Source organism: Bilophila sp., from assembly GCF_057864385.1.
This window is the reverse complement of record NZ_DBMAFI010000009.1, coordinates 55,262-75,883: the sequence shown is the minus strand read 5'-3', so window position 1 is coordinate 75,883 and position 20,622 is coordinate 55,262. Positions and strand designations below refer to the sequence as shown.

The following is a 20,622-nucleotide window of genomic DNA, read 5'->3' as shown; positions in this document are numbered from 1 at the left end:
CCTTTTCTCTCATTTTTCCGTTGGCGGACTCCACAGTTGGGGCATTTTATTGGTTATTCCCTTGGAATTTTTGATAAATAAAGCATCAACCATTTCCTATGACACAGCCTATTCAAAAAGTTCCTCCCTCCCCAATTTTCCGTGCGTCTTTCCTACTCCAGCGGAACATTGGGATGCATCGTCCAAATGCCGCAGGGACAGACGCCGGAGCAGATGCCGCATCCGATGCACCGATCGGGATCGGAAACATACCGATATGCGCCGCCCGCCAGCGTTTCCCGGCTGATGGCCCCCTCCGGGCAGGATTCCAAGCACATTCTGCAATCCCGGCAGGTTCCGCAACTGACACAGCGGTCAAAATCCCGGTTCGCGGCAGGCAGATCGCCATGAGGACAACGGGCGAAATACGCTGTGCTCAATTGCCCTGAGGGTACCGGCTTCTTCTCGACGGGCGCATAGGCCACACCGCGAAGCGAGGCGTCAACGGCCTCAGCCGCCTTGATTCCCGTTCCGATGGCATCCGCCAGCAATCCGGGTTTGATCACGTCGCCCGCCGCGAACACGTTTTCAAGAAGGCTCATGTCCGCCCCAGGAATGACCCAGTCGCGGAATTTCCGCACGCCTTCAGGCAGGTAGCCCAAATCCGGGGATTCGCCGATGGTGATGATGACCATGTCGCCGGGGATGAGCGTCCCGTCCGCCGTAATGAGCCCGTCATCGGTTATTTCCTTGGTCATCACCGGCCAGAGCAGCTTGCCGCCCAGCGCTTCGATGTGCGCGATTTCATGGGCAAAGGCCGCCGGTTTCTGCACGTCGATGCAGGTCACGCTTTCCGCGCCCATCGCATAGGCCCCGGCTGCGGCATCCATGCCCGCGTTGCCGCAGCCGATGACGATGACATTCCGGCCGACACGAGGGTTCCCGCCCTTGTTGATGGCCTTGAGGAAATCGATGCCCGCCACAATCTTCTCGTGGCCGGGCCACGGGAACACGCGGGGGATATGCCCTCCGGTGGCGACGATCACCGCATCGCTTTCCCGCCGGAGCCGTTGGAACCCGTCCGCGTCAACCCGGCTGCCGGTCACGAAACGCACGCCCATGTCCTCAATGCGCTTCAGTTCCTTTTCCAAAACCTCGTGCGGAAGACGGGCGCGGGGGATGACCTGCTCCAACTTGCCGCCCATGCGGTCGTCGGCTTCGTAGACGGTGACCTCATGCCCCTTCCGGGCAAGCCGCCATGCGGCGCTCAACCCCGCGACCCCGCCGCCGATCACGGCGACCTTTTTCCCGGTACGCCCAGTGGGGCGGGGCAAGGCCACATCAATGGAACAGCGCCCGAGCGCCCCGATTTGGACGGCTTCGTCGATGCCGCCGCGTGTGCACCCTTCCATGCACGGGTTGGGACACACGCCGCCACATACCGAACCGGGGAACGGCGTATAGTCGAGCACCAGCTTGTAGGCTTCCTCCACCTTGCCCGCACGCAGCAGGTTGTACCGTCGCTGTGTGGGGATAGAGGCCGGGCAACGGAACTCACAGGGCGCGGCACAGGCGGCGTTGTCCCACGAGGGGACGCGCTGGCGGTACAGGCCGCGCGCTACGGTGGCGTTCACGGCGAAATCATCACGGCAGACGTCGCTGAAGATGCCGCCCTGTATCCATTCCTTGGCCCGGAACACTTTCATCGGCATGGGATCGGGCCTAGAAGGGTGTTCCCCCAGGGCGAGGGGGTGGATCTTCCGCCACGCGCTCCAATCGCTGAGGACGGCACGCAGTTCCGGCCTGCCCACGGCGGACAAAAATGTTTCCATCCCGGCCTCAAGGTAGGCGACATCATCCGGTTCCAGCCCGGATACGGCGAGATCGTCCGCAACGTCCTCGGAAAGTGCACCACGCACATACACTATGCCACCGACCATGCCCACGCAGGGACGTTCGCCAAGGACGGAAGGAAGCCCTTCGCAATCATAACCGCAGACCACGGCCTTGCCCCCGCCCATGAACTCGAAGGAAAAACTGCCCACATTCTTGAGCACCCACAGTTCCGGGGGCTCATAAAGGGGATCGTGCTTCATGAGCGAACCGGATCGGGCCCCCGCCCTGCCGCCGATATGGATGACGCCCGCCGCCGCGCAGTGCCCGGCGGTGTCGCCCGCATCCCCACGCACGACAATGCGGCCTCCCGCGTTCAGCCAGCCCACATCGGCGGGCGCGGGGCCGTCCACAAGGATTTCCGTATTATCGAGGCACATGGAGCCGACGCGCTGGCCGGGGTTGGTCACACGGAACCGCAGGGCCTTGCCTTCCCTGTTCCACAGCGGGCCGCCGATGTCGTGCTGGCCCGACGCTTCGATTTCAAACGATGTCTCGCCGTTGCCGACCGCTTCCTCAATGGCGAGAAGCAAGTCCTGGGTCGACATGCGGTGCGTCCCCTGCAATGTCTTGATTGTCAACATGTCGCGCCCTCCTAGCACACGTATTGGATGCCGAGCTTATCGGCCACGGCCCTGTCCATCGTCACAAGGGCGTCGGAACGGCCCACCGGCAGCGAACTGTTGCCGATGGGAGCCATCAGTTTGCGCAGTTCGCCGTCCAACGCCAGCATATAATCTACAATATTTTGAGCGCCGCGATCGACGTCCAGCCGATGGACGAGGCGCGGGTCCTGCGTACAGATGCCGGTGGGGCATCTGCCCGTGGAGCAGGCGTTGCAGCGGCCCTGCTCATTGCCCACGCATCCCAGAAGCTGAATGAGAATCTTGCCGAGGAACACGCCGTTCGCGCCGAGGCAGATCATCTTGAAGGCGTCGGCCGCCGCCGTCCCGGTCATGCCGATGCCGCCGCCCGCCCACAACGGGATCTGCCCCTGCAATCCCTGCCGCACGGCGGCGAGGTAGCAGTCGCGCAGCTTGGAAACCACCGGATGCCCCGTATGATCGAGCGAAACCTCATTCGCCGCGCCGGTGCCGCCCTGAATGCCGTCGATGAAGAACCCGCCGCAGATTTTGTACGGATCGCGGAGCAGGTTGTTGTAGACCGATACGGACGTTGCCGAGGCCGCGCACTTGATGGCCACGGGAACGCGGAACCCGAAGGCCGCGTTCAGGGACAAGTGCATCTTCTGGACCGATTCTTCGATGGAATAAAGCCCCTGATGGTTCGGCGGCGAATGCAGGGTCGCCTTTGGGACGCCGCGGATGGCCTGAATGTGCGGGGCCACCTTGGCGGCGGGGAGCAGGCCGCCGTCGCCGGGCTTGGCGCCCTGCCCTATCTTGATCAGGATGCCCGCCGGATCCGCCTTCATGCGGGGCATGGCCTTGATGATGCGGTTCCAGCCGAAATGCCCGGAAGCGATTTGCAGGATCATGTACTTGAGCCGCTCGGATTCCAACAGCTTGACGGGCATACCGCCCTCGCCCGAACTCATGCGCACGGGAAGGCCGCATTGCTCGTTGAGGTAGGCCGTAGCCAGCGCAATGGCCTCCCACGCCCGCGTGGACAGCGCGCCGATGGACATATCGCTGAAAATGACCGGATAAATCCAGTGCAGCGGGGGCGTTTTCCCCTCAAGCCTGAGTTCGCCGCCCTCGGCGCGCAAAGGAAGCTCTCCGGGCAGGAGCACACGCCCGAACGGGGCCAGAATGTCAAAGGTATGCCGCTCGGAATCCAGCGCCGGGTCGGTCATCTGGCTGATGCGGCCCACGACGATGTGATCAAGGGTGCGCTGCGCGTTCAGATTGGTCCGTCCGCCGCGCTTGGTGGGGCCGTTCGTCCGGGCCAGCAGCGCATATCGGCTGTCAGGGTTGCGGACGGGACGGATGGCCTGATTGGGGCACACTTTTTCACACATGCCGCAGCCGACGCACGATTCGCCAAGGCTCGCCTTCTGCCGGATGACGGGACGGGCCAGGTGCTCCCGAACCGGTTCCGGCCGGCTCGCACGGGAGACCGTCAGATCCTGCCTCATAACCGCGACCGCAAGCGCGTTCAAGGTGCACCCCGCCACGCAGCTGCCGCACATGGTGCAGCGCTCAGGCCGATAGTCGATGATCCACCTCAAATCGTTGACGCCAATGTCCTGCGTGGTCACTGATTCCATCTTTGCACCGCCAAATCATTATTGATGAGCACGACTTCCCTCTCGTGGGGATAGATGTCCCGCGAGGCATCCCGATCGGGCAGCACCGCATTCAGCCCGCAGACTTCGGAGGAAATCGCCATGGTCGTCCCGTCGCCGCCCACAACCACAGGGCGCAGCTTTTTGGAGTCGCAGCACGTCATCATGCTTCCGTCAGGGAGCACGGCGATGATCGTGTTGGGGCCGTTGATTTCGAGATGGGCGAGGGATTCGCGGATGAGGCTCAGCACCTTGCGGTCGCCGCGCCGTTCCGCTTCCGCAAAGGGCAGCGGCGTAATGACGTGCTTGAAGTACTTGAGGGGCCACTTCAGTTCGCGCAGCACGTAATGCAGGGTGTAGAGAAAATTCTGCGAGTCCGACTCGAACCCGACGTATCCCCGGTGCAACGACTTCTGGTACTCCGTGTTCTTCGTATAGAACGTGTTTTCCCCGTTGGCGCACAGGGTATAGCCCTGAAGGAAGAACGGATGCGCCGCATACCGGACGATGTCGTAGTTCGTGTTCTGGCGGCACTGGGTCACGATGCTCTTCGCCCGCAGGGGGCCGTCCCCGTCCCACAGCCGGAAATAGGCGGCGATGTCGCGGGGATCGCCGATTTCCTTCAAGGTCAGCACGTCGGGCCAGAAGGAATAGACGAACCCCTGCCCGTCCTTTTCCAGCACCCGGCGCAGGGCAAGCCGCGTGTCGAGCAGGAGTTCCTCACGCTCGGCCTGCGGGCGTCCCCTGTAGGCTTCGGGATACTCGTAGTTACGGAACACATAACAGGGCATGGCCTTGATATCGAGGCCGGGCCGCCGATCCACGTCCGGAAGCCACTCCAACACCTGCTCGAACCCCTGCTCCGCCATATACGCATCGACCATCCGGACGCCGCGCGGCGTGCAGGCCAGCGACAGCAGCGGCTTGTCCTTATGGCCCTCGAACACGCCGTACAGATCCTGCATCACCATGGCATAACCAGAATTGTCATGCCCTTCCTGTTGGGGAAGCATCAAATACAACGCTTTTGCCGGTTCGACCGGCACCTTGCTTTTGATCGCTCCGATTCTGCACATAGCTTCCTCCATCCTCATACGGATTGCCCGCCACGCGCGGCGGGGCTCGTGACGGCGCGCCATCCCGCGTTTCCCGTGCGGGCGGCAACCGCCCGCAGCAATACAAAAAGGCCCTTGGCGGGCCGCTTCCGGCCCGGCGACACACGTGTTATACAAAATTGTTATTTTAAATGTCAAAAGAAAAATATATATCCTGTTTGACGATTCAATGAGCCAATAACATACTTATTTTTAGGTATCAATTCATTCATTCGATTTTTATTCTATTTTTACAAAATTGTAATATTCGTTTTTTTCATCAAAACACCTCCCCAATGCCCCTTTCCTTATATTTCCTTGCCCAGCGAGGCGGCAGCGCGCTCACACGGCATTCCTTCCTGATGGCCCCGCCATACGGCACGAACCGCCCCCTCCCCCGTTCCGCAGGCCAAACGGCCTTGCATGGCCTGACGCTTTGCCGTATGAACGGGAACATCTTTTCGGGCTGATAAAGGATAGAAGACCATGTCCCTACAGCGTTTTTTCACACGATCCACGTTTGGGCGCTTCGCCCTGTTCATGATGGCCGGGCTGCTGTGCGCAAGCCTTTCCGCGCAGCCCCTGCTCGCCGCTTCCGGCAAGGACGCCCCTGCCGCGTCCGGCCAGAAAACGGCTGACGCGCCCTCCGGCAAGGCCGCCGGCAAAGACTCCCTGACGGACAAGGAAAAAGCCAAACTCGAAGCTGAAGAGAAGGCCAAACAGGAAGCCGAGGAAAAGGCCCGCCTTGAGGCCGAAGCCAAAGCCAAGGCCGAAGAGGAGGCCAAGGCCAAGCAGGAGGCCGAAGAAAGGGCGCGTCAGGAGGCTGAGGCCGCGGCAGCCAAGCTTCAGGCGGAGGCCGAAGCCGCCCAGCAGAAAAGCGAGTCCACCGCCTCCGACGACGCCGTGTGGGAAGAAGCGTTCAAGCAGAATCTGGACGAGCTGAACGCGATGGAAATCGAGATCGACGGCTTGGCCGGGAGCCTCAAGGCGATCATCAATCCGCTCCGCAAGAGCCTTCCCGGCATGGAGGAAGCCGCCCAGCGCCTGTTCTCGCTGGCCGGGACGCACAAGCTCGATCCCATCATGCTGGAATCCATCGATCAGCGCGGCGTATTGCAGGCATCGGGCCTGCGCCAGCAGATGCAGCCCGTCCTGACCGCGCAAAACGTGGTCAAGGACAAGATCGCCGCACTGGAACAGATGAAAAGGAGCCTCCCGCCCCTCCCGGAAAAGGGCAGCAAGGAAAAGCTGAACCCCGATCAGCAGCAGACGTGGAAAAACATCAGCCGCATTGGGAACAAGCTCAGCAAAATGGATCAGCGGCTGACGCTCGAACTTTCCTCAGCCACGGATCTGCTCAACAAAATAGAGAAGATGCACACAAGCGTGACCGGCTACCTGCCGAGCCTGTGGCAGACCTATTATTTTTCAGTCCCAAGCCGCTTCTTCGATCCCGTGGCATGGGAGGGGATCACCGAACAGTGGGAAAAGACGCTCCAGAACATGAACCTGCGCATGAGCATTGAAATCCCGCGCAACCCTTCCGCATGGAAGGGCGTGGGGTTGCGTTTCCTCAATGTGCTGCTCCTGGGCTGCGTCGCCGTCTTCTTCGTCAACCGCCGCATGGTCCGTGCCGAAAAGAACGGCACCATGCCCACGGCCGCCCGATCCGGCATCCTGCGCAGCCTTCTGTGGCAGTTCTCCGGCCTCGCCCTAGTCGGGGCCTCCTTCGGAAGCCAAGGCGAACTCTTCCGTGGGCTGCTCGTACTCGGCAGCATCCTCGTCATCGGCGGCGAGATGACCCTCGCATGGGGCATGCGCTGCTTCATCCTCGGCAAAAAGATGGGCCCCACACCGCTCTGGCCCATGTACCTCGCCTCAAGCCTCGGCATCCTGCTCAGCTATCCCAACCTGCCCGGCGGCATCCTCTCCCTAGGCTGGATTGCGGTGGGCCTGCTTTCGCTGTACATCCTCAAGGAGCTGCATGCGGGTGAGCTTCCCGGCATCGAAAACAACCTGCTGCACGTCCACAGGCTGACCGTCTGGCTCAGCATGGCCATCGCCGCCATCGGCTGGCCGCGCATGGCGATCCTCGTGCTCATCCTCGTCGACTGCCTCGCCATCAACACCCAGTTCATCATCGGCCTGCTCCAGATCCTCAACCGTTCCTCAGACGTGCAGGACGGTGAGCAGCACGCCCAGCGCAGCGTGCTCGCCGGCCTCGTCGCGGCCTTCATCGCGCCCATCGTGCTGCTGCTCATCTTGTGCGGCATGGTGCTCTGGGTCATCGCCATGCCCGGCGGGGCGCTGCTCCTGCTGCATTACCTCGGCACCGGCGTGCAGGTCGGCTCCGCCTCGTTCAACATGGTTCATCTTATCCTCATCGTCAGCGTGTTCTACATTACGAGGGCGGCCATCACAGCCTCCCGCTCGTTCCTGAACCGCGTGGCCTCGCAGTCATACAAAATCGACAAAACCCTGATCCCGCCCATGCAGACGGGCATCACCTACGGGCTGTGGACGCTCTTCGCCCTCTTTACCCTGAAGGCCCTTGGTTTCGGGCTGGAAAACCTCGCGGTCATCGCCGGGGGCCTCTCCGTCGGCATCGGCTTCGGTATGCAAACCATCGTCAACAACTTCCTGTCGGGCCTCATCCTGATTTTCAGCCGCACCCTGCACGAAGGCGACGTCATCGACGTGGGCAACCTGCAAGGCATCGTCCGCAAGATCAGCGTCCGCGCGACCACGGTGGAAACATTCGACAACGCCGTCATCTTCGTCCCGAACTCGGAGTTTGTCTCCAACCGCCTGATCAACTGGACGCGCAACGGGCGCATCGTGCGCCGCGAAGTGGCCATCGGCGTGGCCTACGGGACTGATCCCAAGCTCGTGGAACGGCTGCTGGTTGAAGTGGCGCAGTCCGTCCCGCAGATTGTGCGGCGGCCTCAGCCCTTCGTCCTGTTCATGGATTTCGCTGACAGCACGCTGAACTTCGTACTCCGGTATTGGTCGGATATCGGAACCGCCACGGATGCCGCCTCAGCTATCCGCCACCGGATTGTGGAGGTCTTTGCCGAGCACCAGGTGGAAATCGCCTTCCCGCAGCTTGACGTGCACGTCATCCCTCAGGCTCAGCCCCTGTCACGGGTTGAGGGATAAAAACGGTACGGACTCCCGTTACCCACAGCCAATCAAAACAGGCTCTCCCGGCAATCGGGGGAGCCTGTTTTGCCAGCAATCAGCAGCCGTAGGCTCGTCATGGCATGTGGTTGTTTCCTCTCCACAGCACGGTGAACATACAGCCTTTTTCTCCAGCTTTCCCCTTGGCGGAATCCATGGCCAAAGCATTTTGCCGGTTATTCCTTTGGGACTCCAAAAAAACATCAAACATTTTCTATGAAATAGCCTAGCCAAATGGCTGTGCAACAGTAGCTGATTGGCATTCTGTTTCTTGAAATCCCCAACAAAAAACCAATACCATGCCTCGGCCATAGCGTTTTTCAATAGGGCATTCTAAAAAAGAAGGCTTTGTCATAAGCGTGGCTGTTTCATTTCCACAGGATGATGAACATGCAGCCTTTTTCTCCAGCTTTCCCCTTTGCGGAATCCATAGCCAAGGCATTTTATTGGTTCTTCATTTGGAACTTCAAGAGAAAAGCATCAACCATTTTCTATGATACAGCCAAAGAGAATAGCCTAGCGTAGCATTTGATTGATACAGTTTCATATCAATTGATTTCATTGTTTTTTTGGCTGGCGCGTTCCGCGACGGAAAACGCTTTCCTCTGTGCTTTCTTGAATTACAGAAATAAAACATCAATCTTAGCTATAAACAAACCCAAAGAATACTGCATTACACTGTATAAAGATATCAATCATATTTTCTGGCAGATCCATCCAAATCTACAACCCAAAATGGTAATGGCCCTTTTACCTTAACGTCAATGCCGTATTACTTCCTCCGGCAATGAACCCTTCATAGAACGGAAAAGGCCGGGGCTCATTTCTTGGCAATGAGTCCCGGCCTCGCTTCATTCCTGTGGAACTGCTTCCACTAGAAAATGATTAGAACGCATAGTTCAAGTTCAGGCCAACCTTATATGCGGTCTTGTCAACGCCGTTGAGCTTGCTTCCCCAAACATCCTTATCCAGATCAAGACGCACAAGGCCCATTTCAGCCGCCAGCGTCAGGTTCTCGTAAAGCTTGTACTGGGAATCAAAGTTGACTTCCCACGCATGGTCTTTCGTCGTCAGGTAGACATTGCCGCCCTCGATGCCGCCGACCGGGCCGGAAGTGACCATCCGGGTATTGTTGGTACCCGTATAGAAGCCCACCGCCAGCGTATGGGTGAGGTCTTCAAAGAACGAAATGTCGGCAAGGCGGGCGACCACGCCCCACGTTCCGGCAGGGGTGTTGTTGAGCACGGCACCGTCCGAAATCCCATACGCACCATCCCAGCCAAGCGTCGTGGCACCCCAGCCGGGGGACAGCGTGGGCAGGCGTTCCGAACCGTCCATCGTGTCGGAATTGTCGCCGGATCCGTACCACGCAATGAGGCCGGGGGTCACGTAATCGAGTTTGTATTCGGCGATGCCGGAAAGCAGCCAGCCTTCCCGGGTCAAATCCTGCCCGTTGGTCGCCTTGCCCCAATCGGCCTTGCCGTACGCAAAATCAAAGCCGAGACGCAGCGGATCGTAAGTCGTCAGTTCCCCGCCGATGCCAAACCACCATGCCGGGTTGTTCGAGTCCTTGGCTACCAAGGAAACACCATCCTGCCCGTAGGGAAGCAGCCCGTCGATCAGGGATTCCCCGTTTTCGCCCACTTCATGCAGGCTGTTCTTGCCGAGGTTGCCGTACATGCCCCACGGGTTGAGCTGCCAGCCCGCGCCGGCCAACGGGACGCTCAGGCCCACAAAATCCATCGCGTTGCCTACGCCGCGGTCAACCGTGGTGTTGTCGTTTTCCGCGCGCAGCCAGAACAGGGACATCCCGGCCATATCGTTGAACTGATAGGACAGGGTGATGCCCGCACCGTCCGAGTCGTCGCTCCCCATAATGGGATCGCCCGCCACGAAGTTCGGCAGGCTGAACGGCTGCAAGCCCATGCGGACGCGCAGATCCGTCTGGGGCACAACCCAGTCCACATAGGAGTACCGGACTTCGACGACTTTGCCGTCCGTTCCGAGCGCGCCGCCTTCGCTGCTGTTGCCCCAATTGGTGTCCCCGACTTCAAAGAACACCGTACCCTTCAGGGATTCTGACGCGATGATGTCCACCTGCGTGCGCAAACGCTGGCGGGCATGGAACAGATCGTCGGTCTTTTCCTTGGTAAAGCCGACATTGTTCCATTCGGTGTTGAAATCCCATTCTCCTGAAACCTTGATGTCGGCGGCCTGCGCACCCTTGTGCGCCGCGCCGAAAACAAGCCCTGCTGCCAAAAGAAGGACGGCTATTTTCTTCATGTTTCTTCCTGATATGGAGCCTTTGAGGTTCATGGAAAGGGCCGATGGCCCGTTTATGGTTGACCGCCCGCCGGAATGAGGACGCAAAGCATGGCCTCGGCTTGCGACACCGTCGCCAGCCGAGCTTCCCGATGAGCGTGAGAGCCCGTCTTTGAAGGCTACAGGGCCTTTCTATAGGTATAGAGATGGGCGAGGTTGAAGAGGAGGAACAAGCCCCCCGCCACGATGTGCCCGCGTTCCCGTCCGGCAAGGCCGAAAGCGAGGGATGCGGCAAGCGTCGCCAACATGCCCCGGTTCGTGAACCGGATGGCCTTAGCCCTGCTGAAGTGCCGCTTCCGGGGTGCCGCGGCCCCATCTTGGGCGGAGGCGAAATCCGCCCACTGCCCGGCAAGGGCCACTAAGTCTTCCCGGCTGATCTGGGCCGGATCGTATTCCAGCAACAGGGATCCGGTACGGCTGTTCACCGTCACATGCAGCATCCCCGGCAATGAGGCCAGAAAACCGCGAACCTGTTCGGCGTCCTCCGCCCGTTTCAAGGAAGGATGGCGCAGGCGTACCCGCCCATCCACAAAACTCGTAATGTACGATTCGATTTCGCTCATGCCGAGACCTCCTCAAGTTGAGGTTCCGCGCCCGCTTTGAGCATCGGACGCATGGCGTTGAGGGACACGCCCACCGTCGTCAGGTTATGCAGGAGTGCCGAGGGCCCCGGCTGGAGGAAACCGGCCAACCCGGACGCGAGGAACAGGGTATTCAGGGTCATGATCAGGCCGAAGTCCGTACGGATGCGCCGCATGGCGGCCTTGCCCAGATCCACCGCGGTGACGAGCCCGTCAAGACGGCCTTCCGTCAGAACCACATCCGCCACTTCCCGAGCCAGATCCGCACCGTCGCTCAGGGTCACCCCCACGTCGGCGGCGGACAGCGCCGGAGAGTCGTTGATCCCGTCGCCGAGCATGGCCACCGTGTGGCCTTCCGCCTGAAGACTGCGGATCACCGTGGCCTTATCCGTAGGCAACACCTGCGCCCTGTACTCGCTGATGCCCAACCGCTCAGCTACAGCGGCGGCGGTGCGTTCGTCATCCCCGGTGAGCATGACGACACGGATTCCCCGGCCGAGCAGCTTACGGATAACCGAAGCAGCCTCAGGCCGTAACGGATCTTCAATGGCGATGAGCCCGGCCAGTTTCCCATCCACAGCCAAATAGAGGATCGAACGGCCTTCACGGGCCAGGCGTTCGATGTCGTCCCGCATGCCATCCACCGGCACACCCTCGTCGTGGTGGATATAATGGCGGCTCCCAAGCAGCACGCGCTTGCCGTGCAGACGGGAGGCTATGCCGTGCGCCACCACATATTCGACTTCGGTATGTTCTTCCTGATGGTGCAGGCCCTCCTGCTCGGCCTTCCGCACGACGGCCCGGGCGACGGGATGCGGGAAATGCTCCTCAAGACAGGCCGCCGTCCTCAGGATATCGTCCCGTTCGTAGCCTTCGCCGGGGATCACCTCCGCGACACGCGGACGGGATTCCGTAAGAGTACCGGTCTTGTCGAAGACCACGGCGTCAGCCGCCGCCAGAGATTCGAGGAACCGCCCGCCCTTGACGAGGACGCCGCGCCCCACCCCTTCCTTCATGGCGGCAAGCACCGCCAGAGGGGTGGAAAGTTTCAGTGCGCACGAATAGTCGACAAGAAGGACGGAAGCGGCGCGGGCCGGATTGCGGGTGACCAGCCAGACGAGCCCAGCCAGCAGGAAACTGAACGGCACCACCGCATCGGCAAGCCGTTCCGCCTTGCCCTGCACCCCTGCCTTAAGCGCTTCGGAATCCTCAATGAAACGGACGATCTGCCGAAGGCGCGTGCCGTCGCCCACACCCGTGGGCCGGATGGCGATCTCGCCCTCCTCAACCACGGTTCCCGCGTATACCGACGAACCGGGAGAGCGCAGGACGCCGAGCGGCTCTCCGGTCATGGAAGCCTGATTGACCGAGGCCTCGCCTTCAGCCACCACACCGTCCACCGGAATGGCGGAACCCGTGCGGACAATGACCAGATCGTCTTCGCCCAACTCGCTGATGGCGACGTGCATCTCCCGGCCTTCGCGCCGCACCCAGACGGTATCGACATCAAGCGCAAGGCTCTGGGCGAGGGTATCCAGCGACTTCTTGCGCGTCCACGCTTCAAGCGCTTCACCGAAGCCAAGGAGCAGGGTCAGCAAGCGCGCCGTCTTGAAATCGCGGCGCAGCAGGGAAATGCTGATGGCGGCGGCATCAAGGACATCCACGCTGAGGCGTCCGCGGCACAACGCGGCAACCCCTTTGAGGATAAAGGGGACGGAGGCCGCCACCGCCGTAGCCACCCGAATGAGGGCCGGCATAAACGGCCGGATAAAAATATAGCGGAGGAAAGGCCCCCAACTGGGCCTTCCGGCCGGTTCGGGGAGGTTTTCGCCGCACACGGCGACATCCCCGGAAGGCTGTTCCGAAGCGGGCACCGCCAGCAACAGGATCGCGGCCCGCTTCGCTTCCTCGGTGGCATACAAGAGAAGCACGCTCCCCGTGCGGGGATTGACGCGCACCCCTTCGATGCCGTCGACGGCGTCGAGCCTGTCCGCAAGGACCTGCGCCTTGCGGAGGCTGAAACCGGATCGGGCACGCAGACGGACCCGCCCCGGCACATCATGGACAATAAAAAACTGCATGGGAATTCCTTTTTGGAGGAAAGGCGGGGGAAGGCCGCCCGCCTTCCGGGAGCGGCATGAAGCCGTCCCGGAGGCGTAAGAGAGGGGGGGGAGGACGTTGCGCTTCCGTTCCCGGAGTTGCCCCTCTTTCGGGGGAAACCTACCGGGAGCACCGGCTAAACGCCCGCGGGAAACAGAGGCTAGGCCTCTTCCTTCGCTTCCCGGCGCTGTTCCGCCGCGTGGCGGGCTTCGGCCACCATATCGTCCATATTTTCCTTCACGGTTTCCACTTTGGCGAGCACCGCGTCCTTGACGTCCATGCCACGGCTCAGCAGATCAGCGGCCATAGGCTTCAGGTCGAGCTTGCCCTTGCTCACCGCCACCGCGCCGATTGCACCAAGGGCCAAGCCGCCGAGGAAAAACAAGCCGTACTTCATGTTCTCGTTCATAACATTCTCCTTCGATGTGGAATTTCGTTTTTCATCAGGCTCTGTTACAGCATGCGGTTGTTTCATCTCCATAGTGCGATGAAAATACAGCCCTTTTCTCCAGTTTTTCCCTTGGCGGAATCCACGGCTAAGGTATTTTTCCGGTTATTCCTTTGGAATTTCAAGGAAAAAAGCATCAACCATTTTTATAGCACAGCCTTTCAAAAGAGGCCTACAAAGCAGCCATGCAGATCCTATAGGCTGCCGCCGCCACGCCGTACGCAAACACGGTGTTGAATATCATGCTGAACGCAACCCAACCCCAGTTGCCCGCTTCCTGACGGATAACCACGAGGGCCACGAAGCAGGGGGAGTACAGCAACACGAAGAGCATGAGGGACAGCGCCGTCGCCTTATTCCAATTCGGATCCTGCGCAAGGCGTTCCGCCAGCGACGTCGCTTCTTCAGGATCCTGCTCGCCAAGCGAATAGGCCGTGCCGAGCGTGGAAACGATGGCTTCCTTGGCCGCGATGCCGCCAATCAGGGCCACGTCCGTGCGCCAGTCGAAGCCCACGGGCTTGGTCAGGGGTTCGATGGCCATGCCGAGCCGTCCCGCCCACGAGTACTGGAGGGCTTCTTCAGCGAGGGTCGCCTGCACAGCGGCCAGTTCTTCCTCCAGCGGAGCGCGGGCCTCATCCCCTTCGGGCAAGGCGTCCACCTGCTCCTGCAAGGTGGCGATCTGCGCTTCCAGCGGCGCGGCCTGTTCGGGATCCAGCGTCGGGAAGGTCATGCTCGCCCAAATCAGGATGGAGACGGCGACAAGCACAGTCCCTGCCTTCTTGAGATACATCCATGTACGTTCCCAGCAGTGGGTGAGCACGCTGCGCAGGGTGGGGATGCGGTACGGGGGCAGCTCCATGACGAACGGCGTGGATTCGCCGCGGATAATGGTCGAGCGCATGATGCGCGCCATAATGAGCGCGGCGGCCCAACCTGCCAGCGTCAGCAGGAACATGGTGCGGGCGGGGTTTTCGGGGAAGAACACGCCCACCAGCAGCAGGAACACGGGGAGCTTGGCTCCGCACGCCATATAAGGAAGCGTGAGCAGGGTCGCCAGCTTTTCCTTGGGGCTGCGCAGCGTGCGGGTGGCCATGACGCCGGGGATGGCGCAGCCGCCCGCGATGCCGCCCGCAATGATGAACGGCATGACGGAAGCCCCGTGCAGGCCGAAGGCGCGGAACACGCGGTCAAGCATGTAAGCCATACGAGCCATGTAGCCGAAGTCTTCGAGAATCGCAACCAGCGTGAACATAATAACGATAAGCGGCACGAAGCTCATGACACCGCCAAGGCCGTCGATGACGCCGCTGACGATAAGCGACTTGAGGAAGCCGTCGGGCATCAGATTGCTTACGGTTTCGCCAAGCCAGCCGAAGCCTTCCTCGACCCACCCCTGCGGGTACGCGCCGATCACAAAGGTGAGCTGGAACATGGCGTACAACACGGCAAGCATGATGAGGGGGCCGAACAGGGTATTGGTCAGCACCTTATCCAGCTTGTCGGACAGCTCAAGGCGATCCTTGGCCGATTCGCGCCGGACGGCCCCGCTGCGCAGCACCCCGCGGATAAAGCCGTAACGGTAGTCGGCAATGATGGCTTCGGGCGACGTCTGCAAAGTACCCCGAAGATGTTCGGCCACGGTTTCCCGGTCGGCGCGCAGCTGTGCGGCCACATCGGGCATACGCTCCACCTGCTTCAGGATTTCGGAATCGTTTTCCAGTACCTTCAAGGCGATCCAACGGGCAGGATAACGATCCGTCAGCAGCCCCTTCTCGGTAAGGAGCCGCTCCATCTTGGTGAGAACCGGATCGAGATCCGGGCCGTAGGAAATGTTCAGCGGGGCGCTCCCCCGGCGGCCGAAGGCGATGGCTTCGCGCAGGGCGTCCTTGAGGCCCTCGCCGGAACGCGCCACGGTCGCCACAACCGGGATGCCGAGCTGCTTGCCCAGTTCCTTCGTGTCCACGTGGATGCCGGCCTTGCGGGCTTCGTCCATCATGTTGCAGGCCAGCACGACCGGCAGGCCCATTTCCATGATCTGGACGGTAAGGAACAGGTTGCGCTCAAGTGCGGAGGTGTCTACCAGATCCACGACCGCCATGGGTTTTTCCTCGGCCTTTTCAGGCGCGAGCACGGCACGGGTGACGATTTCCTCCTGCGAGTACGCCGTCAGGGAATACGTGCCGGGAAGGTCAACCATCAGGACTTCGACGCCGTCGATGGAAACATAGCCTTCTTTCTTATCGACGGTGACGCCGGGATAGTTCCCCACATGCTGATGGGTTCCGGTGTATTCATTGAACGCCGTGGTTTTTCCACAGTTCGGGTTCCCCGCCAGCGCAATACGAACCTCTTTCAACGCGATGTGCTTCGCCCCGCCGCCGTCCTGACGGCAGTGCGGGCAATCGGCATGGGCCTGACTCATGCGACCTCCACAGTGATATAATCGGCTTCACGGTTCCGCAGGGCCAGCGTGACCCCAAAAAGCCGCAGTGCAACCGGGTCACGCAACGGCGCGCGGCCCACAACTTCCACATCCGTACCGGGGATGAGCCCCATGTCGCGGATACGCCGCCCGAGCTCGCCGTCGGCATTCACGCTGACGATGCTGCCCTTTTGCCCCGCCTGCATCTGGCGCAAACCTATCCTCCGCATACAGTCCTCCAAGATTGATTTTGATTTTCTTTATTAAGAAAACCAGACAACACTCTGCTTCACCAGCGCATGCAGTTTACTGCGTGCGTTACGGTTTTCCGCCGGGGGACTTTCACGGGGTCTGTACCCCCCTGATGCGAGCCCTCCCGGAACGGGGGAAAGATGCCATTCTTGAAAAGTATTGTCAATATAAGTGAGAAAAACTTTCAATTGTATGTCTGCACTTTTCTATAGCATGCGATTTCTGCGCGTTAGAAAACGCAGCAAGGCCATTTCCCCAGCCAAAACAACTTGGAGCGGGCCTTTTTCAGGGAAAAACTTAAAGATTGATTAGTCAAACTTTATTTGACAAATAAGCACTTTTGACCTACTTCCCGGCTTTTGGGGGAATCCATGCTTACAAACGCCGCGCCGAACAATGCCCTGCCAACCGCCCGGGAACTCGTTTCCCTCACCGTGCCACAGCTCGGCATGATGCTGTGCCATCTCGCCGTTTCCATGACGGATCTCTGGGTGGCGGGACGGCTGGACGCATCCGTACAGGCGTCGCTCGGCATCGTTTCACAGGTCTTTACCCTCCTCATGCTGATCACCTCCCTTGCCGGAAGCGGCTGCCTGACGACCATCAGCCAAGCGCTTGGGGCCGGGCTCGAACAGCGCGCCCGCAGGTACGCGGCGTTGATTGCGGGGCTTGCCGGGCTTACGGGCACAGTCATCGCAACGGCAAGCCTTCTATGCCTGCCCCTGACGCTCCGGCTCATGCACGTCTCCCCCGAAATGGAGCCCGTGGTCAGAACCTTTATCATTGCCTATAGCTGCCAACTGCCGTTTTATTACACCCTGATCATGCTGAACTCGGTATTCCGGGCCTACAAGCTGGTTCGCCTCCCGCTCATCGCCATCGCCGTGGTCGCCGTCGGCAATCTCATCGGCAGCGCAGGTTTCGGGCTGGGGCTGTGCGGCCTTCCCAATTACGGATATCAGGGGATCGCGTGGAGCACCTTCGGGGCCGCCCTGCTCGGGCTCGCCTGCAACCTGTGCGCCATCGTCCGGCACGGCATCCTGACACGCGCATCCCTCGCCCCGTGGCGGTGGGCCCGGCGCGCCATGCCCTACCTGTTTAAGGTGGGCGGGCCGTCCGCCCTCGGCGCCTTGGCCGGCCACATGGGGAATCTCGTCATCCTGTCGCTGCTCACGGGGCTGCCCGGCGACATGGTGCCGGTCCTTGCCGGGATGACCCTCGGCTCGCGGGTGGAAAGCTTTCTGACCTTTCCCACGGCGGCGCTGAGCATGACCGTCACCATCCTGAGCGGGCATCTGATCGGTGCGAACAGGCTCGAAGCCCTGTTCCGTTTCGGCCAACGGCTCGCCCTTTCAGCCGCCCTTGCGCTTGGAATCGGCGCGGGGCTGCTGTTCCTGTTCCGGGGGCCGGTGGCGGGGCTGTTGTCCACACAGCCTGAGGTAGTCCGGCAAGCGGCGCAGTTCCTCGTCTTCGCGTGCGCGGGCATACCGCTCAAGACCTATTCCATGCTTGTGAACGGGGCTTTCGCCGGGGCGGGGGCCACACGCGTCTCCTGCAAAGTCAACTGCGTGACCATGTGGGCGTTCCAGCTTCCGCTGGCGTGGGCACTCGGCAACGCCTTCGGAGCGGTCGGCATCTACGCCGCCATGCTCTGTGCGAATGCGGGTTCGGCATTCTGGTACGCACGGCTCTATGCCGGAAAAAAATGGCTTGAATACGGCATGCGAAAGCGTCAGAATGCCTGACGAGCCACAAGAGGAGAATGCGGTATGCCCGAAGAGCGGAATGACGCCAGACAGCTTTCACCTGTGCTGGAAAACTACCTAGAAATCATCTTCTATCAGGAAATCCGGGAAGGCGCGGCCCGTGCCAGTTCCATCGCGGAGGCGGCGGGCGTGTCCCGTTCCACCGTCACCAGCACGCTGAAGGCGCTGAAAAGCATGGGCTATGTAGACTATGAGCCCTACAGCCTCGTCCACCTGACGGAAGCGGGGATGCACATCGGCAGGGACATCGCCCACAGGCATATCGTCATTCAGGAATTTTTCCAGCATATCCTCCAACTGGGGCCGAGCGTCTCCAACGACGTGGCCTGTGAACTGGAGCATGTCATCCCGCCCGACGTCATCCGGCGTTTGGGGCAATTTGTCCTGTACCTGCGGAGCCGCGAGGAGAACTGGAAAAACTGGCAGGAAGACTACAAAGAAATCAGGCTGGAACATATCCAGTCCGCCAATGCGGACAGGGATCTTGTCCGCAACGTGCCGCCCATGCTCGCCATGCGCACCCAGATGATGGGGCAGGACGAGCTGCGGAAAAAGTACCGTTAACAAAGTACCGATAATATGGCTCCACCACGCATGGGGTACGCCCTGCGGGGACACCCTACCGTGCCGTCAATTTACATATAATCATGTGATATTATTTAAAATATTTTTCTGACTTTAAAAATAAGGCTGTGTCCTAGAAAATGGTTGATGCTTTTTTCCTTGAAGTTCCAAAGGAATAACCGGCAAAATGCCTTGGCTATGGATTCCGCTAAAGGGAAAATCTTGAGAAAAAGCCTGCATTTTCACCGTGTTGTTGAGATGAAGCAACCAACACTATGACAGATATAAAAAATAATTAAATAGTTTCAATAGATTATATCTAACTAACAACACATCCCTAAGGCTTCGCGCTTGGCTTTGGCCCCAACACGCGGAAAAGACCCGGAATATTCGTCCGTATGAATATTCCCGTTCTTTTTAGGTTGCTCCCCTGCCCCGCTGTGGTTCTGTCGCCTTGGCCTCTCAGACGGAATCAGGGGCTTTCTTCGCAACGAGGCACAGCGCCCCGTCTTCCCTGATGTCGGCTTTGACGTCGTCAAATCCGGCGGCATGCAGCCATTCCGTCAATGTGTCCGCCGCATACGTCCGCATCCCATCCACAATGGCGCACCACCGGGAATCCCCGGACTCTTCGTTTACGATCAAAAATATGCCAGACGGCCTGAGCACGCGGAACACCTCGGCAAAGGCGGCGGGCACATCCGGCCAGAAATAGACCGTCTCGAAAGCGGTGGCGAGATGGAAGGAACCATCGACATACGGCAGCCGGGAAACATCCCCCTGCCGTACTTCACAGCGCCCGGCGGCGACGGCACCGGCGTTCTTCCGAAGGCTGCTTGCAACGCTCTCGGTAGAAAAATCAATCCCACAGACATGCCCCTGCGGGCAAAGCTTCAGGAACTGCGCCAGATTCGCCCCTCCGCCGCATCCTATATCGAGTACACGGGCATCGGGATCCGGCGACACATGCGCCCGCCCCCACTTTGCCAGCGAAGCGTGCCCCCAGTTCATGGCCCACAGCATAACCCTTCCGGCTGCGCCGTCAGGCTTCCGGGCATTCTGAAAAAACGCACGCAACAAACGGTGCATATACCCTCCTCGTCTATCCGGCTGATCCCGCCCTGCTCCGCATCACATGGAACAAGCCTCGTTTTCGGATACCATCTTTTTCCCAAGGCTGTGCCATAGGAAACGGTTGCCGCTTTCTTTTTTGAAATTCCAAAGGGATAGCCCCAAACGCCTCAGACGCGGAATCCACCAACGGGGGAAACTGAAGGAAAAAGGCTTCCCTTTACCATATGGCGAAGATGGAATAACCCCTATTTTACGAGGCTCGTTATAGTATGTGGTTGTTTCATCTCCACAGTGCGGTGAAAAATAGAGCTTTTTTCCGGTTTTCCCCTTGGCGGGCTCCACAGCTAAGGCATTTTCCGCTTATCCCTTTGGAGTTTCAAGGAAAAAAAGCATCAACCATTTTCTAGAACACAGCCTTTTACAAAGAGCCTTCCCCCAACAGATCGAGGGCGTCCGAAATATTGTGGCTGTGCCATAGGAACCGGTTGATGTTTTATTTTTTGAAATTCCAAAGGCATAACCAATAAAGTTCCCCCATCATGGAGTCCGTCAGCGGAAAAATTGGAGAAAAAGTCTCTCTTTTCAGCATCCTGCTGAAATAAAAAAACCATATGCTATGACAGAGCCAATATTGTCCACGGGCAGAAAACCCGGCACAACAGGGCCCTCCCCCTAGGCGTTGGGGAATCCGGGGGGCCTCCC

Annotated in this window: 14 protein-coding genes; 4 read left to right on the top strand and 10 right to left on the bottom strand. The window is 59.9% G+C overall.

Annotated features, from left to right (window positions below; all coding sequences use genetic code 11):
* Positions 1-152: 152 nt before the first annotated feature.
* Genes ACZM8Y_RS04620 through ACZM8Y_RS04610 form a run of 3 tightly spaced genes read right to left on the bottom strand, consistent with a single transcriptional unit; the run spans position 153 to position 5,193 of the window.
* The gene (locus ACZM8Y_RS04620) at positions 153-2,456 is read right to left on the bottom strand and encodes an FAD-dependent oxidoreductase (RefSeq protein WP_482333297.1); all 2,304 of its coding nucleotides are present in this window, start codon (positions 2,454-2,456) and stop codon (positions 153-155) included.
* 11 nt (positions 2,457-2,467) lie between these two features.
* Positions 2,468-4,099, bottom strand: a complete 1,632-nt coding sequence (locus ACZM8Y_RS04615; protein WP_482333299.1) for a glutamate synthase-related protein — start codon at positions 4,097-4,099, stop codon at positions 2,468-2,470.
* A complete protein-coding gene (locus ACZM8Y_RS04610; RefSeq protein ID WP_487479854.1) occupies positions 4,087-5,193 on the bottom strand; it encodes a class II glutamine amidotransferase domain-containing protein in 1,107 nt (368 codons plus the stop codon). The genes ACZM8Y_RS04615 and ACZM8Y_RS04610 overlap by 13 nt, the downstream gene beginning before the upstream one ends.
* A gap of 504 nt (positions 5,194-5,697) precedes the next feature.
* Here ACZM8Y_RS04610 and ACZM8Y_RS04605 point away from each other — a divergent pair.
* Together ACZM8Y_RS04605 and ACZM8Y_RS04600 are read left to right on the top strand one after the other, a co-directional pair.
* Entirely contained in the window at positions 5,698-8,370 is a 2,673-nt protein-coding gene (locus ACZM8Y_RS04605) for a mechanosensitive ion channel family protein (RefSeq protein WP_482333303.1), read from the top strand.
* Between the two features lie 380 nt (positions 8,371-8,750).
* Positions 8,751-8,888, top strand: coding sequence for a hypothetical protein (locus ACZM8Y_RS04600; RefSeq protein ID WP_489501604.1), 138 nt, complete (start codon positions 8,751-8,753; stop codon positions 8,886-8,888).
* Between the two features lie 388 nt (positions 8,889-9,276).
* Here ACZM8Y_RS04600 and ACZM8Y_RS04595 read toward each other — a convergent pair whose 3' ends face one another.
* From ACZM8Y_RS04595 to ACZM8Y_RS04570, 6 genes are all read right to left on the bottom strand, one after another.
* A complete protein-coding gene (locus ACZM8Y_RS04595; protein ID WP_479858260.1) occupies positions 9,277-10,674 on the bottom strand; it encodes an outer membrane homotrimeric porin in 1,398 nt (465 codons plus the stop codon).
* Between the two features lie 158 nt (positions 10,675-10,832).
* Positions 10,833-11,276, bottom strand: coding sequence for an HMA2 domain-containing protein (locus ACZM8Y_RS04590; protein ID WP_337431532.1), 444 nt, complete (start codon positions 11,274-11,276; stop codon positions 10,833-10,835).
* A complete protein-coding gene (locus tag ACZM8Y_RS04585; RefSeq protein WP_482333306.1) occupies positions 11,273-13,375 on the bottom strand; it encodes a heavy metal translocating P-type ATPase in 2,103 nt (700 codons plus the stop codon). Before ACZM8Y_RS04585 ends, ACZM8Y_RS04590 begins: the two co-directional genes overlap by 4 nt.
* 179 nt (positions 13,376-13,554) lie before the next feature.
* Positions 13,555-13,803: a DUF6110 family protein gene (locus ACZM8Y_RS04580; RefSeq protein WP_005029800.1), complete on the bottom strand. Its 249-nt coding sequence runs from the start codon at positions 13,801-13,803 to the stop codon at positions 13,555-13,557.
* A 211-nt stretch (positions 13,804-14,014) separates the two neighbouring features.
* Positions 14,015-16,264 carry a ferrous iron transport protein B gene (gene feoB / locus ACZM8Y_RS04575; RefSeq protein WP_302552702.1) on the bottom strand — a complete coding sequence of 750 codons (2,250 nt, stop codon included), beginning with the start codon at positions 16,262-16,264 and terminating at the stop codon, positions 14,015-14,017.
* Positions 16,261-16,494, bottom strand: coding sequence for a FeoA family protein (locus tag ACZM8Y_RS04570; protein WP_302552703.1), 234 nt, complete (start codon positions 16,492-16,494; stop codon positions 16,261-16,263). The genes feoB and ACZM8Y_RS04570 overlap by 4 nt, the downstream gene beginning before the upstream one ends.
* 393 nt (positions 16,495-16,887) lie before the next feature.
* On the opposite strand from ACZM8Y_RS04570, the gene ACZM8Y_RS04565 reads away from it, so the two are divergent.
* Positions 16,888-18,261, top strand: a complete 1,374-nt coding sequence (locus ACZM8Y_RS04565; RefSeq protein WP_302552704.1) for an MATE family efflux transporter — start codon at positions 16,888-16,890, stop codon at positions 18,259-18,261.
* 24 nt (positions 18,262-18,285) lie between these two features.
* Positions 18,286-18,846 carry a metal-dependent transcriptional regulator gene (locus ACZM8Y_RS04560; protein ID WP_302552705.1) on the top strand — a complete coding sequence of 187 codons (561 nt, stop codon included), beginning with the start codon at positions 18,286-18,288 and terminating at the stop codon, positions 18,844-18,846.
* A 462-nt stretch (positions 18,847-19,308) separates the two neighbouring features.
* On the opposite strand, the gene ACZM8Y_RS04555 is transcribed toward ACZM8Y_RS04560, so the two are convergent.
* On the bottom strand, positions 19,309-19,935 hold the full coding sequence (locus ACZM8Y_RS04555; RefSeq protein WP_482331506.1) for a class I SAM-dependent methyltransferase: 627 nt from the start codon (positions 19,933-19,935) through the stop codon (positions 19,309-19,311).
* Positions 19,936-20,622: the final 687 nt, after the last annotated feature.